The organism is Salinibacterium sp. M195 (genome assembly GCF_019443965.1).
Taxonomy (GTDB): domain Bacteria; phylum Actinomycetota; class Actinomycetes; order Actinomycetales; family Microbacteriaceae; genus Rhodoglobus.
In genome coordinates this window covers 1084624-1104299 of record NZ_CP040814.1, presented here as the reverse complement: position 1 = coordinate 1104299, position 19676 = coordinate 1084624, and the positions used below count along the sequence as shown (strand labels likewise).

The window sequence follows — 19676 nt, the reverse complement described above, 5'->3', positions numbered from 1 at the left end:
GAATCAAAGTTTCTCAATAGGAGCAATCTTGATCAGGAGGCGTTTGCGCCCGGCGGTATCGAATTGAACGTCAGCAATACTCTTCGGACCGTTCCCGGTCACTTGGTTTACCGAGCCATCGCCAAAATCAGTGTGACGGATGCGGTCGCCCGCCGCCAGTGTTAAGTCACCGTTGTCGCGAACGGTTGCCGTTATCGGGCTAGCCCATTCGGTTTTCGCGCGCGGAAGGGCGGGCGGCGAACCCCCGGCGGCAGCTGAGCGCAGCGAGCCTGCCCAAGAGCCTCCGCTGCCGCTGCCGGCGCCACGACGCGCATTGAGCGACCGAGATTGCGAGCTGTCCCGCGAATTCGACATGCCCGGCGACTGCTTCCATTCGATCAGGTCGGCGGGAATCTCTTGCAGGAAGCGGCTCGGCATCGCCACATTTACTTCGCCGAACTGGGCACGGGTCATCGCGAGCGAGAGGAACAGTCGTTTGCGAGCACGGGTGATTCCCACGTAGAACAGCCGACGCTCTTCCGCTGGCCCCCCTGGCTCGTTTGCCGACATGCGGTGCGGCAACAGGTCTTCTTCAACGCCGGTCAAGAACACCGCGTCATACTCAAGACCCTTGGCCGTGTGGAGCGTCATGAGCGAGACAGTTCCGCTCGAATCATCCAGATCATCGGCTGCCGCGACAAGCGAGACCTCGGTGAGGAAGTCGAGCAGTGTGCCGTCAGGGTTGTTCTTTCCGAATTCCTTCGTCACCGCAATGAGTTCGTCGACGTTTTCGGCACGAGCCTCATCCTGCGGATCGAGCGATGCCCGCAACGCCCGAACATAGCCAGAACCATCGAGCAGTTCAGTGAGGATGTCGGCGGGCTTAGCAGTCTCGACCTTCGCCATGACGTCATCAAGCAACCGCGCCAGGTCAATAATCGCCTTGGTGACCTTCGGGCCAAGACCCAGCTCACCCGCGTTACGCATCGCGTCGCGGAGGGTCATGCCCCGATCATCTGCCCACGCCTGCAGTGCCGACTCTGTCGCCGGACCAATGCCACGTTTTGGGGTGTTCATGATGCGACGCAGGGCCAGCGGATCCGCCGGATTTGCCACCGTGATCAGGTAACCAAAAGCGTCTTTGATTTCCGCACGCTCGTAGAACTTCGTTCCGCCAAGCACACGGTAGGGAAGGGCGGCGCGAATGAAGATCTCTTCCAGTGCACGCGTCTGCGAGTTGGTGCGATAGAAAACAGCAACGTCTTTGTAGGCGACGCCCTCATCGTGAAGCTTTTGGATCTCATCCGCAATGAACTGCGCCTCGTCATGACCTGAATAGCCGGTGAAGCCAACAATCTTGTCGCCCTCCCCGATTGTCGTGAAGAGCTTCTTGTCTTTGCGATCGAAATTGTTCGAGATCACCGCGTTGGCAGCATCCAGAATGGTCTGCGTCGAACGGTAGTTTTGTTCAAGCAAGATCACTGTCGAACGGGGAAAGTCTCGTTCGAATTCCACGATGTTGCGGATGTCGGCGCCGCGGAACGCATAAATGGACTGGTCGCTGTCACCAACAACAGTCAGTGACGCGGCCTCTCCTTCGGCGCCGCCGCCCTGCACGAGCACTCCCTGTGAAGTCTCGAATTGTTCGGGAGCTGGCGGTCTCGTCAGTTCGCGAATCAACGAGTATTGCGCGTGGTTGGTGTCCTGATACTCGTCTACCAGAATGTGTTTGAAGCGACGCTGGTAGGTGGCCGCAATGTGCGGGAACGCCCGGAACAAATACACGGTTTGGCCGATGAGGTCATCGAAGTCAAACGCATTGGCGTCGCTGAGCCCGCGCGTGTAGCGACGAAAGACTTCAAGAAATTTCTTCTCTGCCGGGTCGCTCAGGTTGGCATCTCGAGCGAAACCATCGACGTCGGTTAGCTCGTTTTTGAGCCCCGAGATACGGTTAGCGACCTTGCTGACGGTTAACCCGTACATGTCGGCGTCGAGTTCCTTGAGGATCCGCTTGAGCAACGCTTTGCTGTCGGCTGAGTCGTAGATGGTGAAGTTTTTGGAGAAACCGAATGCTTCTGCCTCGCGACGAAGTATGCGCACGCACGCAGAGTGGAAGGTTGAAATCCACATTCCCTCCGCAGTATTACCCACGATGGCGGCGACCCGTTCGCGCATCTCGGCCGCGGCTTTGTTGGTGAAGGTGATCGCGAGGATCTCGCTCGGCCACGCTTCTCGCGAGCGCAACAGCCCGGCAATTCGTCGCGTGAGCACACTCGTTTTGCCTGAGCCAGCACCGGCCACGATCAGCAGCGAAGGGCCGCGATATTCCACTGCCTCACGTTGACGGGGGTTGAGCCCTTCAAGCAGGGGGTCGCGCACGGAGTCGCCGTCGGCGGAACGGCCTGGGTCAGAGGGGTCAAAAACTGTCGTCATGGCCCCTCGACTCTACCCGCGTGCAGTGACGGCGAGGTCGGGTTGATCGGCGAAAACTCCGTCAAGTCCGGAATCCATGATGATGCGAAACTCGCCAAGCCAATCGCCAAACTGTTCCGGCTGTTTGCTCGATCGCAGGTTCTTAGGCAAGAAGCGGTTTTCCGCTCGCAAAGTCCAACAAAAGACGAGAAGCCCGGCGGCGTGGGCGCGATCAACGAGGTCATTAGTTCCCGTGAGGTTGCCTGCGAGGTCTTTGAGCATCAGCATTTTCTTATCTACGCTGATTCCGTCAACTTCGCGCGCTAACTGCGCCAGTCCGTCAGCAGTCAAGTGATCCGCAAAACTGCGTGCCCGTGAACCGAAGCGTGCAACCAGATCTGAGGGAGCCCCCGTCGATTCGAGCAAGAAAACGAGTTTGCCCGGAACACCACGATCGCGGATGCCGTGCAAAACACTCTGCTCGAAGGATTCGACAATCAGGTTGTCGGCTGTCGCCCACCCCGTCATCTCACGGGCAAAGAGTTCGTCGAGCGGCAGTCCAATCGAAGCAAAGTAGGTAGCGTGTTTGATCTCTGCCACGACCTGCAGCTGCCGGCGCTGCGCTTCGGGATGCTGATCCACGAGGTCAAGCAGGTCGCTTAGTCGTAGTAGCGGTTCGCTGTCGTTGTGGGTCGTGCCCGCTTGGCGCACTTCGGGAAGTCGCTCTCTGGCACGGAGGGTACTGAGTTCTTCCCAGGTGAAGTCTTCTGTGAACCAGCCACTCATCACCGTTCCATCGATCGTCTTTGACGTGCGGCGGTCCGCAAACTCGGGATGATCGGCCACGTTCGTCGTTCCCGAGATCTCGTTCTCGTGGCGCAACACCAGCACACCGTCTCTGGTGGCCACAATGTCAGGCTCCACGGCATCCGCCCCCAGCGTGAACGCAAGGTTGTAGGCAGCTCTGGTGTGTTCTGGGCGGTAGCCGCTTGCCCCGCGGTGCCCGATCACTAGCGGGCGAATGGTGGTGCTCATCGACTCAAGAATATGCTGAAGTTCGGCTGCGGCTAATATTTGGGTATGCCCGAATGTTCCTCGTGCTCTGCACCCGTGAATCCGAAGTGGAATTTCTGCATCAATTGCGGCGAACCGCTCTCGGCGGATGTCGTGCGCCCTGCCCCGCCTGTCGCTGCGCGAACAAGCCCGCTTGCTATTCTCGCGCTCGTTCTCGCCGCAATCGGCGGCGCTCCTGCCCTCCTTTTCGGGCACCTCGCCATTAGGCAGATCAAAGAAACCGGAGAACGCGGACTCGTCATGGCGCGCGTGGCGACCGTTCTCGGCTACGTGTGGCTCGTCGTCTGGGGCGTTGTTCTGTATTCGCTACTCACCAATGACCAGTAGGGCGTCAGCACTCCCGCGCCGCTGGGAGCCCGCGCGGCGCCTCCCACTGAAGTGGGGCAACTACAACGATCGCTACTTTGCCGGGCTCGTCCTCATCATCGCCGGGGCAATGCACCTGCAAGGCGCCAACAACTACACCCTCATCATTCTGCTCATCGGCACCGTGTCGACAGCCGTCGGCTGGTCAATCATGCCCGCTCGAGGCTGGCGCCGGATGATCGTCATTCTCCCCACCATCACCCAGATCTGGCTCATGCTTACCGGCCCCATGTCGATGTGGACTCTAACTATCCCGTTCCTCTGTTGGCTCATCGTTCGGCACCGACCACTCATCGCGTACCTCGCTCTGGCTCTCCCGATTGCTAACGGCGTGATCCTGCCGCAGTTCTATCAGGAGTACACCTCAATGCCTGAGGCACTCGCTATTTCTGCGGTTGTCATCGTCGCGGCTGCGTGGCTGGCGCGATTGATCGCTCAGAGCGCAGCCAAACGGCGCTGAAAAGCGGAATTTCTCAGCGAACTCCGGTAGTTTTGGGGGTGCGTCACTAACGTGTGACACCACACCAAACAGAGGAATCATGGCACTCAATAACCCCGCTTTCTCCCGCGATGCTGCTTTTAGCTCGCGCGGCGGAATCGCCGTAGCGAACCAGGTATCCAACCAGCAGCTCAACGACATGTACAACCGCGAGGCACCGCCTGCCTCCGGTGACGTCATGACCGTCGAAGACACCATTGCCAAGACAGTGGGAGCGTTCGCGCTTCTCCTCGTTGGCGCTGCAATCAGCTGGGTAATCTCGCCCTCCCTTCCGCTGCTCTGGATCGGTGCTGGCCTCGTCGGTTTCGTTCTCGCTCTGGTCAATATTTTCAAGAAGCAGCCTTCCGGGGCCCTTGTCCTGGCATACTCTGCCGTTGAAGGAGTCTTCGTCGGAGGAATCTCGCGGTTCTACGAGAATGCGTACGGCGGGGTCGTCACTCAGGCCGTTATTGCGACAATTATTGTCGTCGGTGTGACCCTTGCGCTCTTCGCGAGCGGCAAGATCCGCGCGTCGAAGAAGGCCACCAAGGTCTTCCTGATCGCGATGGTCGGCTACGTAATCTTCTCGCTCGTCAACGTCGTCATGATGGCCACTGGTGCCACAGACGATGCATTCGGCCTCCGCAGCGCTGAGATTCCCTTCATCGGAATCCCCTTCGGCGTTGTTCTCGGTGTGCTCGTCGTCATCATGGCCGCGTATTCCCTCGTGCTCGACTTCGACTTCATCCAAAAAGGTGCAGCAAGCGGCGCACCTCGGGCTTTCGGCTGGAAGGGTGCCTTCGGCATCATGATCACCGTCATCTGGCTGTACCTCGAACTGCTGCGCTTCTTCTCAATCCTTCGGGACTAACAAACCGCGGCCTAGTAACGACAAAGCCCCCGTCACCTCGGCAACAGCCGGGTGACGGGGGCTTTCGCGTTAGCGGGTTACTCCCACTCAATCGTTCCCGGTGGCTTCGACGTAACGTCGAGAACCACCCGGTTTACCCCATCCACCTCGTTGGTGATGCGGTTAGAAATCTTTGCGAGCACGTCGTACGGCAGGCGCGTCCAGTCGGCGGTCATCGCATCTTCGGATGACACGGGGCGCAACACGATCGGGTGACCGTAGGTACGACCATCGCCCTGAACGCCCACCGAACGAACGTCGGCGAGAAGCACAACGGGGCACTGCCAGATGGTGTCGTCGAGACCTGCTGCGGTGAGTTCGGCGCGAGCAATCGCATCCGCCTTGCGCAGCAGCTCAAGACGGTCGTGGGTGACTTCACCGATAATGCGGATGCCGAGGCCGGGGCCAGGGAACGGCTGGCGGCCAACAATGACCTCCGGCAATCCAAGCTCGCGGCCGATCGCGCGCACTTCGTCCTTGAACAGGGTGCGCAGCGGCTCTACGAGAGCGAACTGCAAGTCTTCGGGAAGCCCACCGACGTTGTGGTGACTCTTGATGTTCGCGGTGCCGGTTCCTCCGCCACTCTCCACAACATCCGGGTACAGCGTTCCTTGAACGAGGAACTTGACGGTGTCTTCGCTGCCCTGCGTCTCGAGCACGAGAGCTTCGGCAGCATTTTCGAAGCTGCGGATGAATTCGCGGCCAATGATCTTGCGCTTCGTCTCGGGGTCGGTGACTCCGGCGAGAGCATCCATGAACTGGTCAACGGCATCGACGGTAACGAGACGCACACCGGTCGAGGCGACGTAGTCTTCTTCAACCTGGCGGCGCTCATCCTGACGCAGCAAACCATGGTCAACGAAGATGCAGACGAGTTGGTCTCCGACGGCCTTGTGCACGATCGCGGCCGCCACAGCGGAGTCGACTCCGCCGGAGAGACCACAGATTACGCGAGCCGAACCGACCTGTTCACGAATGCGCGCAACCTGTTCGGTGATGACGTTTCCGCTGTTCCAGTCGGCAGGAATGCCGGCAGCATCGTGCAGGAAGTTCTCGAGTACTGCCTGACCGAACTCAGAGTGCTTCACTTCGGGGTGCCACTGCACGCCGTAGAGACCGCGTTCCTTGCTCGCGAACGCGGCAACCGGAGTTGCCTCGCTGCTGGCCAAGACGTCAAAACCTTCTGGAGCTTCGGTCACGGCGTCGCCGTGGCTCATCCACACCGTCTGCTTGTTGGGTTGTTCGCCGAGCAGCGAACCGCCATTGCCCTGAACGCTCATGTCGGTGGCGCCATATTCGCGCAGTCCCGTCTTAGCAACGGTGCCGCCGAGTTGGCGGGCCATCACCTGAAAGCCGTAGCAAATGCCCAAGACGGGAACGCCGAGCTTGAGGATGCCGGGGTCGAGATCGGGCGAGCCAGGCTCATAGACGCTCGAAGGGCCACCGCTCAGCACGATCCCGGCCGGGTTCTTAGCAGCGATCTCTGCCGCCGTGATGGTGTGCGGAACAATCTCGCTGTACACGTTGGCTTCGCGCACGCGGCGCGCAATCAACTGCGCGTACTGGGCGCCGAAATCGACGACGAGAACGGGACGAGCATTTGTGTCTGCGGATGTGGCCGAGGAATCGGTCATGCGGAAGCCTTTGCGGAGTCAGCGCCCGCCGCTTTCGCAGCTGCAGCGGATTCAATACGGTCAAGTTTCGCGTTGACGAAACGAGGGACCTGACGCTCAAGGAAGAACGACAGCAACGGGATGACACCACCGAGGGCGATGTACAAGAACCGCAAGAACGAGAAGCGAGCTAGACGCCAAAGAATGAAGTCTGCCGCGACATAGAAAACGTAAAGCCAGCCGTGAACCGCCAGAATTATCGTCGATACGTTGATGCCCTGAACAAGAATCTTGGGAGTCAGTGCGAGGAATCCGGCGGGACCATTAAGTTCGATATCGCCCCCGAGCCCATACCGCAGAAACATCATCAGGCACAGCACCAGCAGAAAACTGCCGGTGATGATCGACGACACCTTGTAGATAGCGAGCGTGCGCCGAATGCGAGGAAAGTCAGAAAGCCGGGGACCGAGAGCCATAGCTCTAGTCTACGGCTGTGTCGGGGTCACGTTCTTCGCGCTCTTCTTCCCAGACATCCCGCACGAGGCGGTACCACAAGAAAATGGCGAAGCCCGCAAAGACGACCCACTCGATCGCATAAAAGACGTTGAGGAGGTTGAGTGAAACCTCCGTCGATGGCGGCGGAGAATCGATCGCATCGAGTCCGGCCGGCGCATCGAAACTCACCACGTAGCCACCGTAGGTTCCGGCCGGCACGTCCTGCCAGATATTGACGAGCTCGGATACGGCCAGAGCACTCCGCGTTCCCGCCTCGAAGTCTGATTGTTGCGGAGATTCTGTTGGTAGCAGCCGACCAGTGAACGTCGACGACGGCGGGGATGATTCAAGTTCAGCGATTGCGGATGCGGCAGCATCTATTGACGGCGCCCACCCCAGAGCGATGGCGATGCTCGCACCGCTCGGCTCAATGCCATGACCGACGACCCAGTAACCCATCCCGTCGGTGTTCCTTCGATCGGAGAGCACAACATAGTCGCCCGAGACCAACTCCGCCTCAAACCGCACCGATTGGCCGGTCGTCGCCGACGCGAGTGGCTCTTGAGCGCTGGCAACGGAGTCAAGCTGAACAACAGTTTCGCTCTGCTTCTCGGTGATTTCGCCACCCTCAAGGCTGCGGCTCAACTGCCATTGGCCAAGAGCCGCAAAACTCGCCGCGATCGCGAGAGACAGGATCAGGGCACCAATCCAGCGTGGCCGGCGCGCGATTTGCCACATTGTCGCGGGAACGGGAACAGGATCGGCAGGTGCCGGGGGCGGGGAAACGGGCGTACTCACTCGCTAACGATATCTGGTGCTTCGAGCCGAACCCTGTCAGCGGACTCATCATCGGGCTGCAGCTGGCTGGCAATCTCTGCGTCCACTCGCTGCAGGTAGCGCTCAATCTCTACCGCAGTCCGTGCGTCATCCCACCCGAGAACACTGGCCATCAGGCCAGCAGCGACGGGTGCAGCAGAGACGCCGCGATCCCATGCCTCTATCGATATACGAGTTCGCCGTGCCAGAACATCATCGAGATGCATGGCACCCTCACGACTCGTTGCGTAGACGACCTCGGCCGCGATGTAGTCATCGGCACCCGGCAACGCCTCGACGAGGGCGGGGTTGTGGCGCACTAGCTCGAGCACTTCTGTCGCCAAGACCCCGTAGCGGTTCAACAGGTGCTCGACTCGTGATGTGTGCACTCCGAACGTGCGAGCGATGGCGGCCCGTTTGTTCCACGCGGCGCGGTAACCTTCAGCGCCGAGGAGCGCTACCTCTTCGGTGATGCTCGCGGGAATCTTGCCGTCGAGGGCATCGACAGCGGCATCCACCGCATCTTGCGCCATGATGCGATAAGTCGTCCATTTGCCTCCTGCAACGACAACGAGGCCCGGAACGCTATGGGTAACGATGTGTTCGCGGCTGAGCTTGGATGTTAGGTCAGACTCGCCGGCAAGCAGCGGCCGCAGGCCAGCGTAGACACCTTCAACATCGTCTCGAGTCAGTGGCACAGCCAGCACTTTATTGACATGTTTGAGGAGATAGTCGATGTCGGCGGCCGTAGCAGCCGGGTGAGCTTTATCGAGATCCCAATCCGTATCCGTGGTGCCAATCAGCCAGTGTCGGCCCCACGGAATGACGAAAAGAACGCTTTTCTCGGTGCGGAGTAGAAGCCCCAATTTCGATTGGAAACGATCGCGAGGCACAACGAGGTGAACCCCCTTCGACGCCCGCACCTTGAATTGCCCGCGCTCTCCCACCATCGCCTGCGTATCGTCAGTCCAGACGCCGGTCGCATTAACGACTTGCTTCGCGCGAATTTCGAAACGCTCGCCGGTCTCAAGATCGTGAGCCATCACTCCGACAACACGCTCGCCAACTTTGACGAAGTCTTCGACTCGAACTCGGTTCGCCACGTGGGCGCCATAGAAGCTCGCGGTGCGTGCCAACGTCGAAACGTAGCGCGCGTCATCCACTTGAGCGTCGTAGTAGGTCAATCCGCCGCGAAAGGCATCAGCACGCAGACCTGGTGCCGCACGCAACATTTGGCGACGGGTCAAATGTCGGTGATGCGGCACTCCTGGCGGACGACCGCCCGTGTAGCTCAGCAGGTCATAGAGCAACATTCCCGCACCGATATAGAGACGTTCAAAGATCGGCTTGGTCACGGGATAAAGAAACCGCACGGGCCGCACGAGGTGAGGTGCGAGGCGCTGCAATAGCAAACCGCGCTCCTTGAGAGCTTCCCGTACCAACCGAAAATCGAGCTGTTCGAGATAGCGGATGCCGCCGTGCACCAGCTTCGATGACCGGCTAGAGGTGCCAGAGGCCCAGTCGCGCGCCTCGACCATTCCCACGGCGAGGCCACGCGTCACGGCATCTAGAGCACTTCCGGTGCCGACAATGCCACCGCCGATGACGAGGATGTCGAGTTCTGTCTCCCTCAGCGCCGCAATCGCTGCGCTGCGTTGTTCGGCGTTCAATGCTGCTGTCTGGGGTACTGATCGGGCCTGCGGTTGTGATTGAGCCTTTGCCATGAACAAATCCTCCAGCCTGCCGCTGACCTCTCCCTGTGAGTTGCTTCACCGGGGTACCGCCGTGCGTGTCAGCTACAGCGTGTTGTAGGGAGCGACGACAACGTCGACGCGTTGGAACTCTTTCAGGTCGGAGTAGCCGGTCGTTGCCATCGAGCGGCGCAGTGCACCGACGAGGTTTGACTGGCCGTTGGGGTGCGACGATGGCCCGTTGAGAATCTCAGCGAGCGGAGCAAGCTGGCCAACCTCAACGCGATTTCCGCGAGGGAGTTCGGAGTGGTGCGCCTCTTGACCCCAGTGGTAGCCACCACCGGGAGCTTCGGTTGCGCGCGCGAGAGCGCTGCCGAGCATCACGGCATCTGCGCCAACAGAAATTGCTTTCACGATGTCGCCGCTCGTGCCGAGGCCGCCGTCAGCGATGACGTGCACGTAACGACCACCGGACTCGTCCATGTAGTCACGGCGAGCGCCAGCAACGTCCGCAACGGCGGTTGCCATGGGGGCATGAATTCCGAGGGCAGTTCGGGTGGTGCTTGAGGCTCCTCCGCCGAATCCGACGAGAACGCCGGCGGCACCGGTGCGCATGAGGTGCAGCGCTGCCGTGTAGGTCGCGGCGCCTCCCACGATCACGGGGACGTCGAGTTCGTAGATGAACTCTTTAAGGTTGAGGGGCTCAGTGGTCTTGGAGACGTGTTCGGCGCTGACCGTGGTGCCGCGGATGACGAACAGGTCGACTCCGGCGTCGACGACGGTCTGGTGAAGTTCTTTTGTGCGCTGCGGGCTCAGCGCGCCGGCGACTGGCACTCCGGCTTCGCGAATTTCGGCGAGACGTTGAGTTACGAGCTCGGGTTTAATCGGCTCGGAGTACAACTGCTGCATGCGTGCAGTCGCCTGATCGGTGGGAAGCGTGCGGATTTCTGCGAGCACGGGTTCGGGGTTCTCGTAGCGAGTCCACAGCCCTTCAAGGTCAAGCACTCCGAGGCCGCCGAGCTTGCCCATCGCGATGGCGGTTGCCGGTGAGACCACGGAGTCCATGGGGGCCGCGATTACCGGGATGTCGAAGGTGTACGCGTCAATCGTCCAGCTCACCGAGACATCGCGGGGGTCTCGCGTGCGGCGCGATGGCACGATCGCGATGTCATCAAAGGAGTAGACGCGGCGAGCGCGCTTGGCCCGGCCAATCTCAAAATCATTCACTCGTCCAGCCTACCGGCTGGGGATTGCCGGTGCAGGGTCGCCGAGTGATGGGCGATCCCGCTTGATCTTTGCTAAACACTCGTTTAGTTTATTAAACATGCGTTCAACAAAAGACGATTCCACAACACGGGCTCGAATCCGCGACGCCACGATCTTGCTCATCGGAGAGCGAGGCTTCGCCGCGACAAGCGCCCGCGCCGTCGCCACAGAGGCAGGGGTCAGCGCCGGACTCGTCATCCACCACTTCGGAAGCATGCGTGAGCTCAAGCGGGCGTGCGACGAATTCATCATCACTGAACTCACCCAGCTCAAAAAGGGAATCGGCGAAAGCGACATCTCTGCAACACTCAATGACTGGTACTCCGACCTCGACGCCTACCAACCATGGCTCAACTACCTCACCCGACTGTTCACCGATGACTCTGACGCGGGAATCGAGATTTTCGATCGCCTAGTCACGATGACTACCGACCTCGTCGACGAAGGCGTTTCCCACGATCAGATGCGACCGAGCACCGATGCCCATGCCCGAGCCGTGCTGCTTGTCACTCACAGTCTTGGCACGCTGATCTTGCAAAGCCACATCGCCCGCGCGCTCGGCAGCGATCGCTTCAGCCTCGAAACCCTGAGCCGCATGGGCAATGCCGCACTCGAGATCTACACCGAGGGCCTCTACACCGACGACAGCACCCTCACCGCGGCCCGCGATGCAAGCAACGCCGCGCACAACTCGCTCAACGCCCAACGCCACGTGCACGATCCTGATTCGGACCCGCCTTCGCAGCCCGCCGCGACCGCGAGCAATTGACCACACGCCAGTCCACCAATTCCATCACCAGCACACCCCTCGCTTTCCGCTTCAGCGAAAGGACCGGGCTTCGGCCCCTCACATGACATACGCAATTGAAACTCGAGCGCTAACCAAGCGCTTCGGCAGCCACACAGCCCTCGACGGTATGGATCTCGCTGTCGAGACAGGAAGTGTTTTTGGCATGATCGGCCCTAATGGCGCCGGCAAAACCACAACCATGCGCTTGCTGCTCGACATCCTCCGCCCCACTTCTGGTCATGCAACCGTGCTCGGCCGCTCCCCCATCGAAGGTGGAGCTCACCTCCGCACCGATATCGGCTACCTACCAGGAGAGCTCCTTCTCGAAGGTCGCGTCACCGGCCGCTCACTACTCAAGCACTACGCCGAGATAAGCGGACGCGTAAGCCCAGGACGCATCGACGAGCTCGCCGGGCGTCTTGGCCTCGATCTCAGCCGCCACGTGCGCAAACTCTCAAAAGGCAACAAGCAGAAACTCGGACTCGTGCAAGCCTTCATGCACGAACCGAAACTCCTCGTGCTCGACGAGCCGACAAGCGGGCTCGACCCCCTCATGCAGCAAGAGTTCCTCAGCATGGTTCGCGAAGCCCAAAACAATGGCCAAACTGTCTTTCTCAGCTCTCACGTGCTGAGCGAGATCCAGAGCGCGGCAGACCAGGTAGCGGTGCTCCGCAATGGAAAGATCGTCACTGTCGGCGATGTCGCCAGCCTGCGAGCGAGCGCCGTGCGCCGTGTCGTAATCGACTTCACGGATGTCTCAGCCGACCTCATCCGCACGACTCTCGTTGCGCTGCCCCAACTTGACGACCTCACTGTCGTTGACGGAGACATCGTTCAGGTCACCGGCACCGTCGAGGGGCACATCGATGCGCTCGTCAAGGCGATCGCCCCGTTCCACGTTGTCGACCTTCGGGTCGAAGAACAAGATCTCGAATCTTCGGTTATCAACCTCTACTCGAATGAGGCAAAGAAATGAGCACCAGCATCCTTCCCCTCACACGGCGCTCACTCGCTGATTCTTGGCACGGCCTTCTCGGCTGGACTCTAGGAATGGCGGCCGTAGTCCTCCTGTACGTTCCGCTGTATTCGTCATTCTCTGGAGAGGATGCTGGCTTCGAAGACGTCATCAAATCTCTCCCCGACGGCCTTGCGAGCACCCTTGGCTTCCAAGACCTCTCCAGCGGAGCCGGGTATGTTCAAGCAACCGCCTATGGACTTCTCGGGTTCGCGCTCATCGTCATTGCCGCGACGCTCTGGAGTTCAGCAGCAATCGCTGGCGACGAAGAATCTGGCTCGCTAGAACTCACGATGGCGCACGGAGTTTCTCGCGTGCAGATCATGAGTGAACGCAGCCTCGCCGTCATCCTTCGTCTGGTGTGGCTCGCTGCGGTCGTGTTTATACTCATGCTGATCCTCAACGAGCCATCGGGGGTCGCTCTCGAACCGGCGGACATCCTCGCTGGCACGGTCGCCCTCCTCGGGCTGGGGATCCTCTCGGCGAGCTTCGGCCTTGCAATAGGCGCAATTACTGGTCGTCGCGCCTTCGCCTCTGCCGCCGCCGCCGGCATTGCGCTCTTCGGCTACGTACTCAATTCCGTTGCTAACCAGAGCGCGGATCTCGATTGGCTGCACAACCTCTCGCCCTATCACTGGGCGTTTGGCAACACACCATTGAGCGATGGCGCCGACTGGGGCTCGCTCGGCCTGATCTACGGGATTTCAGCCCTCGTACTCGTCATCGGAGGAGTCATCTTCAACCGCCGAGACATTTCCGCCTAGAGCGGCGCGCGAGAAGCCAAGCCAAGAACAGCGAAGGCCTGCCGAGCTACTGCTCGAGCAGGCCTTCTGCGTGTCTAGCTCGCCCAGCTCCTGGCGCAACGGTCAGGTCGCGTGCGACTCCTAGCGACGGTAGTTCGGTGCTTCAACGACCATCTGGATGTCGTGGGGGTGTGACTCTTTTAGCCCGGCGGCGGTGATCCGCACGAACTTACCCTTCATTTGCAGCTCTTCGATAGTGCGGGCTCCCGTGTAGAACATCGACTGGCGAAGTCCGCCGAGCAACTGGTACATCACGGTGGAGACCGGCCCACGATAGGGAACCTGGCCTTCGATACCTTCAGGGATCAGTTGATCGTCGGACGGAACATCCGCCTGAAAGTAGCGGTCGCGAGAGTAGGACGTCTTCTTGCCGCGGGTTTGCATCGCGCCGAGTGACCCCATGCCGCGATAGCTCTTGAACTGCTTGCCGTTGAGGAAGATGAGGTCGCCGGGGCTCTCATCAGTTCCGGCGAGCAACGAACCGAGCATGACGGTATCTGCGCCGGCGACGAGTGCTTTCGCGATATCGCCAGAATACTGAAGCCCGCCATCGGCGATCACGGGGATGCCGGCAGGCTTGGCGGCCAGAGACGCTTCGTAGACAGCAGTGACCTGAGGCACCCCGACACCGGCGACGACGCGAGTTGTACAGATAGATCCTGGGCCGACGCCCACCTTGACGGCATCCACACCAGCATCGATCAGAGCCTGTGCGCCAGCACGAGTGGCGACGTTGCCGCCGATCACGTCGATGGCGTCGAACGAGGAATCAGCCTTGAGGCGTCGAACGATGTCGATAACGCCTGCCGACTCACCGTTCGCGGTATCAACGACAATGACATCGACGCCAGCATCGCGAAGTCGTTCGGCACGCTCCCATGCATCGCCAAAGAATCCGATGGCCGCGCCAACGCGAAGGCGTCCTTCATCATCTTTGGTGGCGTTGGGGTACTGATCGGTCTTCTCGAAGTCTTTCACCGTGATGAGCCCGATCAGCTTGCCCTCGTCATCGACGAGGGGCAGCTTTTCGATCTTGTGCTTGTTGAGCAGCGCTATTGCACCGTCGCGGTCGATACCGACCCGGGCAGTGATGAGCGGCATTACCGTCATGACATCCCGCACGAGTGTCGAGTCCATGTCTTCCGGTTCAATGAAGCGCATATCGCGGTTGGTGACGATTCCGACGAGCGTTCCGTCGTCTTCGATCACGGGTACGCCCGAGATGCGGAACTGGCCACAGAGCGCGTCAACCTCGGCCAAAGTGGCTTGTTGCGTAGTTGTTACCGGATTGGTAATCATTCCAGACTCGCTGCGTTTGACCTTGTCAACGAACGCGGCCTGATCGTCGATCGATAGGTTCCTGTGCAGTACGCCGAGACCGCCATTTCGTGCCATAGCGATCGCCATCCGTGCCTCAGTGACTGTGTCCATTGCCGACGAAATTAGCGGCGAAGACAGCCTAATTCTGCGGGTTAGAAGCGAACTTGTGTCGGCCTCGCTCGGAATAACGTCGGTGTGGCCGGGCAAAAGCATGACGTCGTCATAAGTCAGTCCGACGAATCCAAATGGGTCATGCTGTTCCATGTTAAATCTTCCTTGCCCCGGGAGTGTGAAACCGGCGATCTCGTGTTAAATCTGCGGTCATTCAATATTAACGGGTTTCCCATGAGAACATTCCCGCGCATAATAGCCTCACCGCTTTGTACCCGACTAGCTGTTGCATGTCGGGAGCAATCGGCAAATGTCGTCAATGCCGTCGACACATCAGAACCCGCGGGATTCTTGATTCCTGCTGGGTCCCTTTCTGGAGGTCCTGTGAACACAGCGGAATATCGCCGCACGCGACGGAGAAATAGACGCGGAGTGTTTGTCGCACTCATCGTCGCCCTCTCCGCAGCTTTCTCCCTTATGGCAATGCCTGCTCTCGCCGATGAAGTGAATGTTGACGAATACGACAACAGCATCATCGGAAACGTCAAGCTCAATAGCGAACCGTTGGAGGGTGTACTTCTCACCATCTCCGGCGGCGGCTACGAGGTTGAGGTTGAGACGGATGCCGAAGGCCAGTGGAAAGTTGGCGTGCCAGAAGGCGACGAGTTCAGCGTCACGCTAGACGAATCAACGCTGCCAGACGGCATCGCGGTGATTGATGAAATCGGCGACGATGACACCCCCAACGTCAAAGAAGCGATGATCGGGCCAAGCGGCTCGACAGTGATGAACTTCTTCATTGGTCGCGGTGAACGTAACGTCACCAGCTTCGTCGACCAGTTCGTCGAGCGCATCGTCAACGGCCTCAACTTCGGTTTGATGCTTGGCCTTGCTGCCATCGGCATCTCGCTCGTTTACGGCACCACCGGCCTTTCCAACTTCGCACACGCGGAAATGGTGACGTTCGGCGCCGTGATGGCGCTCATAGTGTCGGTCGACCTTGGTTGGCCCATATGGATTGCGATACCCCTCGCCGTACTCCTCAGTGCCGGCTTCGGGTGGTCTCTCGATGCCGGGCTCTGGAAACCGCTGCGCAAGAAGGGAGTTGGTGTCGTTCAGCTGATGATCGTTTCGATCGGTCTCTCGCTGGCATTGCGCTACACGTTCCAGTACTTCCGCGGAGGCGGCACGGAACAGCTCCCCGGCTCAGATTCGCCTGACATCCCCCTCTTCGGCTCGGTTTCGCTAAGCCAAACCAACATGATCAGCATGGTCATCAGCATTGTCGTGATCTGCATCTTCGCGTGGTGGTTGGTCAAGACGAAGATTGGTAAGGCGACTCGTGCAGTCTCTGACAACCCGTCGCTGGCTGCTGCCTCCGGTATCGACGTTGACCAGGTTGTCCGCGTTGTCTGGATTCTGGCCGCAGCGATGGCCGGTCTCGCCGGTGTGCTGTGGGCTTACTTCCGCCCCGGCATCCGCTGGGATATGGGCGCGCAGATCCTGCTCCTCGTGTTTGCTGCTGTCACCCTTGGTGGTCTCGGCACAGCATTCGGTGCATTGGTCGGTTCGATCATTGTCGGAATCCTCGTCGAGACTTCGAGCCTCTTCATTCCATCCGACCTGAAGTATGTCGGCGCGCTTGTCGTGCTTATCGTCATCTTGTTGTTCAGACCGCAGGGCATCCTCGGTCGCTCTGAGAGAATAGGTTAGGGGCCGCTCATGGATATTCTGCAAATTCTCTCCAACACCGGGTCATCACTGATTGCACCAGCAACGATCGGATACGCCCTCGCGGCGCTCGGGCTTGCTATGCACTTCGGTTTCACCGGTTTGCTCAACATGGGTATGGCCGCCTTCATGGCGATCGGTGCCTATGGCTACGCGATCTCTATCCTCACCTTCGGTTTTCCGTGGTGGGGTGGAATGCTCGTCGGTATCGGCGGATCACTAATATTCGCCCTCATCCTCGGTATTCCTACCCTTCGTCTGCGTGGTGACTACCTGGCCATCGTGACGATCGCGGCAGCCGAGGTCGTTCGCCTGTTGTTCCTCACGACGACGTTCGATAAGTACACCGGATCAGCCGATGGACTGAGCGGATATCACGCTAGCTTCCGCGCGTTCAACCCGATTCCCGATGGCACCTATGGCTTCGGTCCGTGGGTGTACAACGCGAATGGCTGGTGGGTTCGCATCTTCGGTATCGCGATTCTTGCGCTTGCTGCATTGATCCTGTGGACGGTTATGCGCAGCCCCTGGGGTCGCGTCATCAAGGGAATCCGCGAAGACGAGGATGCCGTGCGCGCCCTCGGAAAGAACGTCTTCTCCTACAAGCTGCAGTCGCTCATGCTCGGTGGTGTATTCGGTGCGATGGGAGGAATTATTTACGCTCTTCCCGCGTCAGTGAACCCAGGCGTGTACGTGACGTCACTGACGTTCTTCGTGTATACCGCGCTGTTGCTGGGTGGCGCCGCCACGATCTTCGGGCCCATTATCGGTTCGGTGATCTTCTGGGGCGTTCAAACCCTATTGAGCAACCTGCTCCCCGCCATGGTCAACATCGGCTTGCTGCCGTTCATGACCACGACGCAGTCGCAGACGGTGCGTTTCATCCTGGTAGGTGTGGCGCTGATGTTGCTGGTCATTTATCGACCACAGGGCATCCTCGGCAATAAGAAGGAGCTGACCTTTGTCAAATAACGACACACCGGCTGCGCCGGTGCAACGCGCTAAAACTACGGGGCTCCACAAGGGCGATATCGTTCCCGGAGTTGCCAAGGTCGACCCCATCATCATTGCTGATGGAATCCGCCGAACCTTCGGCGGACTCACCGCGGTAAACGTTGACCACGTGGAGATTCCTCGGAACGCCATCACCGCCTTGATCGGACCAAACGGTGCCGGAAAGACCACACTGTTTAATCTTTTGACGGGCTTCGATAAGCCAGACGAAGGCAAGTGGACATTCGACGGGCACTCGCTTGCCGGAATGGGTGCCCACAGGGTAGCCCGACTCGGTCAAGTACGAACATTCCAGCTGACAAAGGCTCTCGGGCTCTTGACCGTGCTGGAGAACATGAAGCTCGGCGCGAAGAATCAAATCGGGGAAAACATTTTCCGCGGGATGATTCCTGCCCTCTGGCGCAAGCAAGAGGCTGAAATCGAGGCTCGCGCGGAGGTTCTGCTCAAGAAGTTCAAGCTCGACGCTAAATCGTCCGACTTCGCTGCCAGCCTTTCCGGCGGACAGCGCAAGCTCCTCGAGATGGCGCGAGCACTCATGAGCGAACCGACGCTCGTGATGCTTGATGAGCCGATGGCTGGCGTCAACCCGGCGCTCACGCAGTCCTTGCTTGACCACATCCTCGATTTGAAGGATGAAGGCATGACTGTGCTCTTCGTCGAGCACGACATGCACATGGTTCGCCACATTGCCGACTGGGTGATCGTGATGGCCGAAGGTCAAGTAGTTGCTGAGGGTCCGCCCGATGAGGTCATGAAGAATCAGGCTGTCATCGACGCTTACCTCGGGTCGCATCAAGATGTGGACCTCGGTATCGTCACCGGGCGCATCGAAGGCGAACTGAACACGGCCGCGATCGATTTGGCTGCTGAAGTCGAAGAACTCGACGCCAAAATCGCTAAGCGCAAGGAGCCCCGCAAGTGAACGCGATCCCTACCGAGAATGCGGTTGTCCACGTCAAGGACTTGACTGCGGGCTACCTCCCCGGAGTCGACATCCTGAACGACTGTAATTTGGTCGCTAATCCCGGCGAGCTCATCGGAATCATCGGGCCGAACGGCGCAGGAAAGTCGACGCTACTCAAGGCCATTTTTGGTCAAGTGCAAGTGCGTGGCGGTTCGATCACTTTGAACGGCGATAACATCACCGGGCTCAAGGCGAACAAGCTTGTCGCGCGCGGAGTTGGTTTTGTTCCCCAGAACAACAACGTTTTCCCGAGCTTGACGATCGAAGAGAACCTTCAAATGGGGTTGTACCAAAACCCCAAAATTTATGATGAGCGTCTCGAATTTGTGACGGGAATCTTCGCCGAGCTGAAGCCGCGCCTCAAGCAGCGCGCGGGTTCGCTCTCTGGTGGGGAGCGACAGATGGTCGCCATGTCTCGGGCACTCATGATGGATCCGCACGTATTGCTTCTTGATGAGCCATCCGCTGGCTTGTCACCGGTGAAGCAAGACGAAGCATTCATCCGGGTTTCGGAGATCAACAAGGCCGGCGTCACGACCATCATGGTGGAGCAGAACGCACGTCGTTGTCTGCAGATCTGTGACCGCGGCTACGTCCTTGACCAGGGCCATGACGCCTATGAAGGTACCGGGCGTGAGTTGCTGAATGATCCCAAGGTCATCGGGCTCTACCTCGGAACCCTCGGCACCTAAGCCCGCACTACCCAGCAGTTTTGCTGATGCCCCGCCCTGGTTCTCTCGGGCGGGGCATCAGTGCGTTACCCGCAAAGTACGAGAACATACCGGCTGCGAGAGCCCCACCAACTGCGAGCTTCCGCACGTCGCGCGG

18 protein-coding genes are annotated in these 19676 nt (G+C 59.5%); 10 read left to right on the top strand and 8 right to left on the bottom strand.

Going from position 1 to position 19676, the window contains the following annotated elements; all coding sequences use genetic code 11:
• Positions 1 to 3: 3 nt before the first annotated feature.
• Positions 4 to 2412, bottom strand: coding sequence for an ATP-dependent helicase (locus FFT87_RS05275; RefSeq protein ID WP_219950286.1), 2409 nt, complete (start codon positions 2410 to 2412; stop codon positions 4 to 6).
• 12 nt (positions 2413 to 2424) lie between these two features.
• Complete coding sequence (locus FFT87_RS05270) at positions 2425 to 3426, bottom strand: glycerophosphodiester phosphodiesterase family protein (protein WP_219950285.1); 1002 nt, start codon at positions 3424 to 3426, stop codon at positions 2425 to 2427.
• Between the two features lie 75 nt (positions 3427 to 3501).
• Here FFT87_RS05270 and FFT87_RS05265 point away from each other — a divergent pair, with 75 nt between their 5' ends.
• The 3 genes from FFT87_RS05265 (at position 3502) to FFT87_RS05255 (ending at position 5180) form a co-directional block, all read left to right on the top strand.
• Entirely contained in the window at positions 3502 to 3792 is a 291-nt protein-coding gene (locus FFT87_RS05265; protein WP_219950284.1) for a DUF4190 domain-containing protein, read from the top strand.
• Positions 3782 to 4291, top strand: a complete 510-nt coding sequence (locus FFT87_RS05260; protein ID WP_219950283.1) for a hypothetical protein — start codon at positions 3782 to 3784, stop codon at positions 4289 to 4291. The genes FFT87_RS05265 and FFT87_RS05260 overlap by 11 nt, the downstream gene beginning before the upstream one ends.
• A gap of 79 nt (positions 4292 to 4370) precedes the next feature.
• A complete protein-coding gene (locus tag FFT87_RS05255; RefSeq protein WP_219950282.1) occupies positions 4371 to 5180 on the top strand; it encodes a Bax inhibitor-1/YccA family protein in 810 nt (269 codons plus the stop codon).
• A 77-nt stretch (positions 5181 to 5257) separates the two neighbouring features.
• Here the strand turns inward: FFT87_RS05255 and guaA are convergent, their stop codons facing one another.
• The 5 genes from guaA to FFT87_RS05230 form a co-directional block, all read right to left on the bottom strand.
• The gene (guaA, locus tag FFT87_RS05250) at positions 5258 to 6853 is read right to left on the bottom strand and encodes a glutamine-hydrolyzing GMP synthase (protein ID WP_219950281.1); all 1596 of its coding nucleotides are present in this window, start codon (positions 6851 to 6853) and stop codon (positions 5258 to 5260) included.
• Positions 6850 to 7308 carry a DUF3817 domain-containing protein gene (locus tag FFT87_RS05245; protein ID WP_219950280.1) on the bottom strand — a complete coding sequence of 153 codons (459 nt, stop codon included), beginning with the start codon at positions 7306 to 7308 and terminating at the stop codon, positions 6850 to 6852. Before FFT87_RS05245 ends, guaA begins: the two co-directional genes overlap by 4 nt.
• Positions 7309 to 7312: 4 nt before the next feature.
• On the bottom strand, positions 7313 to 8125 hold the full coding sequence (locus FFT87_RS05240) for an SURF1 family protein (protein ID WP_255560067.1): 813 nt from the start codon (positions 8123 to 8125) through the stop codon (positions 7313 to 7315).
• Positions 8122 to 9867: a glycerol-3-phosphate dehydrogenase/oxidase gene (locus FFT87_RS05235; RefSeq protein WP_219950279.1), complete on the bottom strand. Its 1746-nt coding sequence runs from the start codon at positions 9865 to 9867 to the stop codon at positions 8122 to 8124. Before FFT87_RS05235 ends, FFT87_RS05240 begins: the two co-directional genes overlap by 4 nt.
• 72 nt (positions 9868 to 9939) lie before the next feature.
• Entirely contained in the window at positions 9940 to 11061 is a 1122-nt protein-coding gene (locus tag FFT87_RS05230; protein ID WP_219950278.1) for a GuaB3 family IMP dehydrogenase-related protein, read from the bottom strand.
• Positions 11062 to 11158: 97 nt separating this feature from the next.
• Here FFT87_RS05230 and FFT87_RS05225 point away from each other — a divergent pair, with 97 nt between their 5' ends.
• From FFT87_RS05225 to FFT87_RS05215, 3 genes are all read left to right on the top strand, one after another.
• Positions 11159 to 11869 carry a TetR family transcriptional regulator gene (locus FFT87_RS05225; RefSeq protein ID WP_219950277.1) on the top strand — a complete coding sequence of 237 codons (711 nt, stop codon included), beginning with the start codon at positions 11159 to 11161 and terminating at the stop codon, positions 11867 to 11869.
• A gap of 82 nt (positions 11870 to 11951) precedes the next feature.
• Positions 11952 to 12866 (top strand): ABC transporter ATP-binding protein, encoded by a 915-nt coding sequence (locus tag FFT87_RS05220; protein WP_219950276.1) that lies wholly within the window; start codon positions 11952 to 11954, stop codon positions 12864 to 12866.
• Complete coding sequence (locus FFT87_RS05215) at positions 12863 to 13669, top strand: ABC transporter permease subunit (protein WP_219950275.1); 807 nt, start codon at positions 12863 to 12865, stop codon at positions 13667 to 13669. Before FFT87_RS05220 ends, FFT87_RS05215 begins: the two co-directional genes overlap by 4 nt.
• A gap of 120 nt (positions 13670 to 13789) precedes the next feature.
• On the opposite strand, the gene guaB is transcribed toward FFT87_RS05215, so the two are convergent.
• A complete protein-coding gene (gene guaB, locus FFT87_RS05210) occupies positions 13790 to 15292 on the bottom strand; it encodes an IMP dehydrogenase (protein WP_219950274.1) in 1503 nt (500 codons plus the stop codon).
• 279 nt (positions 15293 to 15571) lie between these two features.
• On the opposite strand from guaB, the gene FFT87_RS05205 reads away from it, so the two are divergent.
• Genes FFT87_RS05205 through FFT87_RS05190 form a run of 4 tightly spaced genes read left to right on the top strand, consistent with a single transcriptional unit; the run spans position 15572 to position 19540 of the window.
• Entirely contained in the window at positions 15572 to 16852 is a 1281-nt protein-coding gene (locus FFT87_RS05205; protein WP_219950273.1) for a branched-chain amino acid ABC transporter permease, read from the top strand.
• 9 nt (positions 16853 to 16861) lie between these two features.
• Entirely contained in the window at positions 16862 to 17842 is a 981-nt protein-coding gene (locus FFT87_RS05200) for a branched-chain amino acid ABC transporter permease (RefSeq protein WP_219950272.1), read from the top strand.
• A complete protein-coding gene (locus FFT87_RS05195) occupies positions 17832 to 18806 on the top strand; it encodes an ABC transporter ATP-binding protein (protein WP_370628571.1) in 975 nt (324 codons plus the stop codon). Before FFT87_RS05200 ends, FFT87_RS05195 begins: the two co-directional genes overlap by 11 nt.
• Positions 18803 to 19540, top strand: a complete 738-nt coding sequence (locus tag FFT87_RS05190) for an ABC transporter ATP-binding protein (RefSeq protein ID WP_219950271.1) — start codon at positions 18803 to 18805, stop codon at positions 19538 to 19540. Before FFT87_RS05195 ends, FFT87_RS05190 begins: the two co-directional genes overlap by 4 nt.
• The last annotated feature ends 136 nt before the right edge of the window (positions 19541 to 19676 follow it).